The organism is Bacteroides sp. AF25-38AC (assembly GCF_003602995.1).
In the GTDB taxonomy this organism is placed as follows: domain Bacteria; phylum Bacteroidota; class Bacteroidia; order Bacteroidales; family Bacteroidaceae; genus Bacteroides; species Bacteroides uniformis.
This window is the reverse complement of record NZ_QTMD01000009.1, coordinates 156,896-165,686: the sequence shown is the minus strand read 5'-3', so window position 1 is coordinate 165,686 and position 8,791 is coordinate 156,896. Positions and strand designations below refer to the sequence as shown.

The 8,791-nt window shown below is 45.0% G+C and carries 8 protein-coding genes; all 8 read right to left on the bottom strand.

Annotation, left to right across the window (positions count from 1 at the left end):
- Positions 1-133: 133 nt before the first annotated feature.
- Positions 134-1,099: a PCMD domain-containing protein gene (locus DWY55_RS08430; protein ID WP_117878069.1), complete on the bottom strand. Its 966-nt coding sequence runs from the start codon at positions 1,097-1,099 to the stop codon at positions 134-136.
- Between the two features lie 25 nt (positions 1,100-1,124).
- Positions 1,125-2,231: a sulfotransferase family protein gene (locus DWY55_RS08425; RefSeq protein ID WP_009036831.1), complete on the bottom strand. Its 1,107-nt coding sequence runs from the start codon at positions 2,229-2,231 to the stop codon at positions 1,125-1,127.
- A gap of 63 nt (positions 2,232-2,294) precedes the next feature.
- Positions 2,295-3,767, bottom strand: coding sequence for a sulfate adenylyltransferase subunit CysN (gene cysN / locus DWY55_RS08420; RefSeq protein ID WP_005826555.1), 1,473 nt, complete (start codon positions 3,765-3,767; stop codon positions 2,295-2,297).
- A gap of 40 nt (positions 3,768-3,807) precedes the next feature.
- A complete protein-coding gene (gene cysD, locus DWY55_RS08415) occupies positions 3,808-4,719 on the bottom strand; it encodes a sulfate adenylyltransferase subunit CysD (RefSeq protein WP_005826557.1) in 912 nt (303 codons plus the stop codon).
- Positions 4,720-4,725: 6 nt separating this feature from the next.
- A complete protein-coding gene (gene cysC, locus DWY55_RS08410; protein ID WP_005836053.1) occupies positions 4,726-5,331 on the bottom strand; it encodes an adenylyl-sulfate kinase in 606 nt (201 codons plus the stop codon).
- A 21-nt stretch (positions 5,332-5,352) separates the two neighbouring features.
- On the bottom strand, positions 5,353-6,906 hold the full coding sequence (locus DWY55_RS08405; RefSeq protein WP_005826561.1) for an SLC13 family permease: 1,554 nt from the start codon (positions 6,904-6,906) through the stop codon (positions 5,353-5,355).
- Positions 6,907-6,913: 7 nt separating this feature from the next.
- Positions 6,914-7,738, bottom strand: a complete 825-nt coding sequence (gene cysQ, locus DWY55_RS08400; RefSeq protein WP_005826562.1) for a 3'(2'),5'-bisphosphate nucleotidase CysQ — start codon at positions 7,736-7,738, stop codon at positions 6,914-6,916.
- Between the two features lie 535 nt (positions 7,739-8,273).
- Positions 8,274-8,774 carry an SPOR domain-containing protein gene (locus DWY55_RS08395; protein WP_005826564.1) on the bottom strand — a complete coding sequence of 167 codons (501 nt, stop codon included), beginning with the start codon at positions 8,772-8,774 and terminating at the stop codon, positions 8,274-8,276.
- Between the last annotated feature and the right edge of the window lie 17 nt (positions 8,775-8,791).

Genomic DNA, 8,791 nt, shown 5'->3' with positions numbered 1-8,791 from the left:
AAATGCAGAGGATGAAATATTTCACGGGAGGGCTGACATACAAAATTCATTTGAAATAAGAAGTAAGTCAAAGTCTCGTTGACTCCATAAAAAAAGCAGCTAAAGTATGACATCAACTTTAACTGCTTTTATTCTAATAGACCAATTTTACATTGTCAATCCATAGCGAATTGCCAGGAGAACCTATATAAGCACCACCATGACTAGAGGTGAATTGCAACAGCAAATGAGTGGGCACATCGTCCTTCGTCCCCCAGGCAACCTCCTTAATAGGCACACTCTCTCCTTTACTGTTAACTGTATAGCGTTCTTCAACCTGAAGACGCATCATGTGGGCCTTGTATGCAGGGTCACCGGTGATATCACCGTACATGATGGAATAAGTGGCATTATTATGCCAATCGGTAGTAGTATAATATCGTACGACCATCGTTCCTACACGCTTGGCATAGATATTCCCCTTCTCATCTTCCCAACGCTTTTGCAGAAACAGATTCACTTCCGGGAAGTCCTTTCCCTCAACATCTGTGATACGGCTAAAGCCCGTTGCACGGATACGCTTCTCGCGGTCGGACATCTTTACTTTATAATCAAACTGTATGGCGATAGGTTTCTTTGTGAACGGTATGCCGGAATTCAGCATTTTCTGCGGATTTTTAGTCCCCTTGATAGGTTCGTGCACCTCACCCAGAAACATAGAGCCGGCAGCCAGCACCGTGATATCCACTATTCCAAAAACTTTCACACTCTCCATACGGGTGTCCATACGGGCGCAGAAACCATTCCCTCTCTTTTCCGGGAAAACAGAAGTATTAGTTTTCGTGATACCGGCTACCCGCGCCATCACATTGGATGTCGCCCACGGCGAACCTCCCATATTCTTGTATGCCTTGGTTTCAGTGATAGTAGCAGTAGGCCCGATGGCATACACATTCTTCGTGGCACCGCCGATAATACCGGATTCCTTGATTTGGCGGTCAATCCATTGATCCATATTTCCGAAAGGAATCATCTCTACCTCGTGCTGCTGCGCAGAAACGACTCCGCAACAAAGCATGGCAGACAGCACTCCCAACATACGAATTTTCTTTTGAATCATTTCTCTCATTGATAATTGACAATCATTATAAATCGTACTTCCACTGTTCCAGCGCAAAATTCCAGTTATCCTGAACCAACTGCACTGTACGCTCATCATACTTGTATTTATTCTTCTTATATCCTTTCTTTCCACCTACATACTTCTCAATATCGACACGCGCCTCTACAAAGCCCGGAATGGACAAAGCCTTGTAGATATATTCAGTCATTCCCATTGCATCCGCTTCGAAGTCCTCAAACTTCACCTCTATCAAGTTTCCTTCAGGAATGCATGCCTTGTCCGCTTCGTACTTATGATACAGTTTGGCATAAATGGACAAAATATTCTTCTCAAGCTCCTCATGACTGATATCCTGCAGTTTCAACGGCTGAATGGTGTTAGTAAAGAAACTACGTGTGCTTTCGAAAACAGTATAAGGATTACGCATCAGATAGATAAACTTGGCATTGGGGAACATCTTGACAAGCTCTTTCACACGTCCCGTATGAGGCGGATTCTTACTAAGAAACTGGGTTCCGTTCGTATTCCAAAGAGAAATCTTTATCAGTTTGACGAAAGTCTCCTCAAATACTTTCAGCTCTTTCTCTGTGATGTCATCAAACAGCAGGTATTTATCGGCATACTCTTGCTGATATTCGGGCAGGAACCAGAAATTATAATAGGTGTAGGGCATCATATTTGCCAAAGCAAACTCCTCTTCTTGCGGAAGGTCAACGGCAAGTTCCATATTGTCCGTGGGACGTTTGTCCGGCATCAACCAACTCATGTTCTTCTTGAAGAAAGGCTGCCCCCACATCATAAGATGCGGAAATACAGTCTGGTATGTCGTGTTGTAGCCGAAATGCTTGTCGCAGGAGAAAACATTATGCACAAACGTAGTCCCGCTACGCCAGTGTCCCAAAATGAATACCGGATCATGCTCCAAGGGCTTATCTGCCAGGAGCTTTTCATAGCGTCTGTCCTGCAGAGGAGCCAAAGTGGACAGCAGGCGGCAGACGGCTTTTGTCAGCCGATACTTGCCTTTGTAGGCAGCACCGATGTCACGACCGCCCGTTATATCCTTGAATGTTTTCCAATCCGCACCTACCAGGGTGTTTATCGGAAGCTTATTGAATTCTAACAATCCCATTATTATCTTTATATTAATATGTTATGGTTTTCTTCCGGTGATACCGAGAGAGAACTGCAATACTTATAAAGAAGTACTGCGCTCTATCCGTACAGCCACGCCCTGGCGTTCCAGCTCTTTCACAGCCTTTTCTATAGCTTCGTAATGTTCGGGAGCTATACCCAGCTTAGGCAAATTCAGTATAGGCAGGTCCTCAGCTAAGTGCATGTCCTTATCCTCCACCCTATCGATAATCATACCTACAGCACTGGTATTGTTGGTTATCGGGTCTATCAAGATAAACGAACCGGTAGCCTTATTCTGCCGATAAGGGTCAAAGAAAAGCTCTTTGGCAGTGGTCAGCACCACGCGCGCAATCTGATTGAGCTGCATCGGCAATGTTTCCTTGCTCAACTTTCCGTTGTCAATGGAAAGATGCTCCATCGTATTGACATCCACTTTATACTTGATGCTGTCGATGCGGGTGCGGCTTATATTGGTGGTCTGTTTGATGAAGAATGATTTGTTGATATCCATCGGCTCTTCATCCATCCAAACCAGCATCGTTTCAAAATTGCGGTCCATGACGGGCAGGTTATCCGGATGTACCAGCATTTCCCCTCTCGACACATCTATTTCGTCCTCCAAAGTCAAGGTGACGGACTGGGGCGGAAAGGCGTAATCCAATTCGCCGTCGTATGTAACTATACTCTTGATATGCGACTTCTTACCGGAAGGCAATGCCATCACTTCATCTCCCTTACGAATAATACCCGAAGCCACCTTACCGCAAAAACCACGGAAATCGAGATTGGGACGCAAGACGTATTGAACCGGGAAACGAAAATCCTTCAAATTATGGTCGTTGTCAATATGTACCGTCTCCAGAAAGTCAAGAAGTGAAATACCCTCATACCAAGGAGTACGTTCCGATTTCTCCACCACATTGTCGCCATCCAAAGCTGACAGCGGAATGCAGTTTACGTCAGGAATACCCAATGGAGCTATAAACTTCCGATATTCATCGACTATCTCATTAAAACGTTCTTCGGAAAAATCCACCAGGTCCATCTTATTGACAGCAAGCACCACATGCTTGATGCCAAGCAACGACACCAGAAAAGTATGCCGGCGCGTCTGCGTAATGACACCCATACGTGCATCCACCAGAATAATTGCCAAGTTAGCTGTAGAGCCCCCGGTAATCATGTTGCGTGTGTACTGCTCGTGTCCCGGAGTATCGGCAATGATAAACTTACGGTTGTTGGTCGAGAAGTAGCGGTATGCCACGTCGATGGTGATGCCTTGTTCGCGCTCTGCCTTCAAGCCGTCCAGCAAAAGGGCGTAGTCAATGTGGTCGCCGGCATTTCCCATGCGCTTGCTGTCGCGTTCCAGTGCGTCCAGCTGATCCTCATATAGTTTCTTGCTGTCGAACAACAGACGGCCTATCAATGTGGATTTTCCGTCATCCACAGAACCGGCAGTCAGTAAGCGCAATAAGTCTTTCTGCTCATCCTTATCAAGAAAAGCCTTTATATCAAGTGTAGAATCGTTCATCCTTAATGATTTAATTTTTAATTCTTAATTTTTAATTCCTTTAGAAGTATCCCTCGCGCTTCTTCTGCTCCATGCTTGCGTCTTGGTCGAAGTCAATGACACGGGTCGTCCGTTCACTCTTGGTGGTGGTCATCATTTCCTCGACAATCTTCTCGATGGTATCGGCATCGCTTTCCACAGCACCGGTCAACGGCCAGCAACCCAGCGTACGGAAACGCACCATACGCATCTTTATCTGGTCGCGGTACTGTTCAGGCAAGCGGTCGTCATCCGCCATTATCAGATTTCCGTCAATCTCCACACAAGGACGTTCCTTGGCAAAATACAACGGCACAATAGGAATATTTTCCAAACGTATATATTGCCAGATGTCCAGCTCCGTCCAATTACTTAACGGAAATACTCGGATACTCTCTCCTTTATGTACCCGGGCATTATAAATATCCCACAATTCGGGACGCTGATTTTTGGGGTCCCATTGATGGAACTTGTCACGGAAGGAGAAAATACGCTCTTTGGCACGTGACTTCTCCTCGTCGCGACGAGCACCACCGAATGCCGCATCAAACTTATACTTATCCAATGCGTGGAGCAAAGCCTGCGTTTTCATCAGGTCCGTATGCACCTTGCTGCCATGCGTAAAAGGCCCGACACCTGCATTGAAAGCTTCCATATTGCTTTCCACTATCAGGTTCCAACCATACTTCTTGGCATACTCGTCACGGAACTGTATCATCTCCTTAAACTTCCACTTGGAATCGATGTGCATCAACGGGAACGGCACTTTGCCGGGAGCAAACGCCTTTTCGGCCAAGCGCACCATAACCGAAGAATCCTTGCCGATACTATACAGCATCACCGGATTTTCAAACTCCGCTGCCACTTCACGGATAATATGAATGGACTCTGCTTCGAGTTCCTTCAAATGGCTCAATTTATATTCTTCTTTCATTATATCTTATTTCTTCTGAATTCTTGGTAAAATGAGTTCCAACAGTTTATTGACCGATTCTTCCAGGCTGAGAACAGAGGTATCCAACGTCAGAGCCGGATGAGCCGGTTCCTCAAAAGGCGCGGAAATACCTGTAAAATTCTTGATTTCTCCCTTACGTGCCTTGGCATAAAGTCCCTTCACGTCACGGCGTTCACACTCTTCAAGCGGGGTACTGACATAAACTTCCAGAAAATCGTCTTGTCCGATAATATCAGCCGCCATTTCACGAATATCGTTATTAGGACTGATAAAAGCCGCGATTGTTATAACACCCGTATCAAGAAAGAGTTTGGAAACTTCGGCTATACGCCGGATATTCTCCACACGGTCGGCCTCCGTAAAACCGAGGTTATTGTTGATGCCACTGCGGATGTTGTCACCATCCAGGATACGGCAAAGCAATCCTCTTTTATGAAGTTCGCGCTCCAAGGCAATGGCTATCGTACTTTTGCCGGAGCCGCTCAAACCGGTAAACCAAACCATCACGCTGTGCTGCTTCAACAAGTCTTCTTTGTCTTTCCGCATCAGCATTTTGTCAAATATCGGATATATGTGGTTGTTTTCTTCCATATGTTATTATTTCTTCTTTTTTTAAAATGGCCAAATTAAAGGAATCAAGAAAATGGATATCAGGAAAGTAATGATATTCAAAGGTAACCCGATGCGTACAAAATCCGTGAACTTATAGTTACCGATACCTTGTACAATCAAATTAGTCTGATACCCTATAGGAGTGGAGAAGCTGGCAGAAGCCGCCATACAAATTACAACGAAGAAAGGCATCGGACTGACTCCCATCTGTGAAGAGATGGAAAGTGCCAACGGGAAAGCGAGTGCCGCGGCCGCATTGTTCGTAATCAGTTCTGTAAACAAGTTCGTTATGATAAACACAGCAGCCAGCAACACGTGGGGGCCATAATGATGGCTCATGCCTATAATGAAACGCGCCACAGCATCTGCCACTCCGGAATTCACCATCGCCTTGCTGATAGCAAAAGCACAAGCAATCGTTATCAGAATATCCCAAGATATATATTTGGTATACTTGCGGGCCGGAAATATCTTTGTCCAGGCCATAATGATAGTAGTAATGGAAACGAAGAAAAACATATCCAACTTGATTTCCGGAAAAGCTTCCTTGACAACCGGAAGTTCACCAACCGTTGCACCCACTATCATCAATATCAGCAAAACCAAGGCAAACCAGCGCTTTCCCTTTCCGGGCACCGGTTCCGTATCCTTGCCATTGGCCAGCAACACGAACACCGAAGATTCCCCCCAGGTCTTTACAAAAGAGTCATCAGCCATCACCACCAGCGTATCCCCTTCGCGGAGATATTCATTTTCCAGATTTCCGACAATGCTCTGACCGCTACGCTTAATCTCCTTCACTTCGGCCCCATAATGCCGCTTGAAGTTAAAATCACCAAGTTTCTTGTTGATACCGGGAAAACGGGCGCCGAGTACAGCTTCCACCCGATGTAAATCTCCATGCTCCTCCGGTTCCTCATCCAGCTTTACCGCATCCGTACGAACATCCGGCAAAAGCCTTGAGGAAAAAGCGAACAGATAAAGGATGCCTGCAATCGCGACGAAAATGCCCACTTTACCCAACTCGAACATAGTAAAGCCTTCATATCCGGCTTCCAATATCATACCATGCACCACCAGATTGGTCGACGTCCCTATCAGGGTGCAGATTCCGCCAAGTATCGTCACATAAGAAAGGGGTATAAGGAACTTGGTAGCAGGCAATTTTACAGATTCGGCCCAACGCTTGATAATGGGAGCAAAGATAACAACCACCGGAGTATTGTTTAGAAAAGCTGAAATAAAAGCAATGGTGGGCAACATACGGAACTGCGCTTTAAAGACCGTAGTCTTACCTTGGGGAAGCAGCTTCTTGATTACTTGCCCCAAAGCACCCGATTGCCTGATGCCTTCACTGACCAAAAACAGCATGGCAACAGTCATCATCCCCTTATTACTGAACCCTTCCAGCATCTCCTTAGGAGTGAGGATACCTGCACACAAGAACAATACTACGACAGAAAAGAGCACCATGCCCGGACGCATTTTATCCAGAACCAAGGCAATCACCATGCCCAACAATGCCAGCAGCACAAACAATATCTCAAATGTCATAAAGTCGTTATTTTATTTCAGTATGCTTGGGTTCTACGATAAACCACGGATTCAGCAAATCCTCCTTATTATATTGCAAAGGTTCTTCCTTCCCCGCCTGATAAATTTCCATTCCGGCAGCACGTGCAATAGCATGCCCAGCCGCCGTATCCCATTCCATCGTAGGGGCAAAACGAGGATATACATCAGCCTTGCCTTCAGCTACCAGACAAATCTTGATGGAACTTCCACTTGATATAAGCTCAACTTCCGCATGGCTGCATTTCATTTTCTCGATATAATCTTCTGTCTCGGGCGTCAGATGCGAACGGGAAGCCACAATTACAAACCGTTCGTGCACGCTTGTTTCCGGCAGCCGAACAGCTTTCGCAAGCAGTTCATCCCACGACATTCCATCACGTGCAGTAATACCGGATAGCTTATAAGCACCCGAATCATGCACTCCAAAATAGAGCTCCTTTTTTACCGGCACATAAATGACTCCCATTACCGGTACTGAGTGATGCACCAAAGCTATATTCACTGTGAACTCACCGTTCCTCTTGATGAACTCCTTCGTACCGTCCAAAGGGTCTACAATCCATAAAGTTTCCCAACTCCGTCGTTCCGAAAAAGGCAAATGTTTGCCTTCCTCGCTTAGCAGAGGGAAAGGTGTATCAGCCAAAAAACGGCAGATAGTTTCATGAGCCTTACGGTCGGCAATAGTAAGAGGAGAATTATCCGCTTTTTTTTCTACCTGAAAATCCGATGCCGGATCATCGTAAATGGAAAGAATTTTCTCGCCAGCCTGCAAAGCGGCATCAATCGCATTCAGTATATATCGTCGTTCCATACTATATTCTTCTCAAAGATAAAGCACAAAATTAAAAACTTTTTCAGGTCTAAAAGTTTCCACCTCTTGTTTTATAACTTCTTTTAAACGAAAGAGAGAATATTATAAGCACTTTTCACAATCAGAAAAATCAATCCGGAGCAGAGAAATAGAGTGAAATATTCACGAAGGAAGAGGAACTAAAGAGACTGTGACAACATGAGTTTATCTGGGTCTTTTCTCAATTAGTCCGTTAGTTCACAGTACTGAACACTTTGTTTCAACCTTTAAAAACAAGTTGTTTCAGTATATAAAAACATTTTGTTTTTATGCGATAGAACGAGATGTTCTGTTAAGAGAAACAAAGTGTTCTCTTTAATGAAACAAACTGTTCTGTTAAAGGAAACACTTTGTTTTGCCAAACCAAACACGCGACAGCGCCAGCCTTCACATTCTTTCGGCATATCATGAAAAAGGCAGTAACTTCGCAGTTACTGCCTCATCTTGAAAGGAAACATACATTCCTTTCTGTTATGAATTACCAAAAAGAATTCTATTAATTGACGCTATACAGCAACCATGCCTTCTGGAAGTCATCATTCGAAGGATGTTTAGCTTTGAAAGAGTCGCGCAGATTCTCGGCGGATGCTCTGTCATCGAATGTACCGATAACTACACGATACAGGTTTCTTTCTGCATTGTAAACCACCATTGCAGTATAGCCTTCATTCACCAATGCCTGCTTCACACCTTCCGCATTAGCTTTCACGCTATAAGCTCCGCAAACTACACTAAAGGTTTTCAAGCTGGTACCACCTGATACCACAGTCACCTTTTCCTGACGCATGCCGGCAGGTGCACTTTCCACCACCTTTACTTCTACTGGAGCGGTAACCACTGGAGCCACCTCTTCAGCAGGGGCAGTTGTTTGCGGCTCAGCCAATTCCTGCTGTTTTGCCTTTTCATATGCTTTCTTATAAGCACTTTCACTTGATTTACAAGAAGAGAATGCCAGAGCTATGCATACTCCCATTCCCAATACGGCTAATTTTTTCATCTTTTCTATTGTTTTTA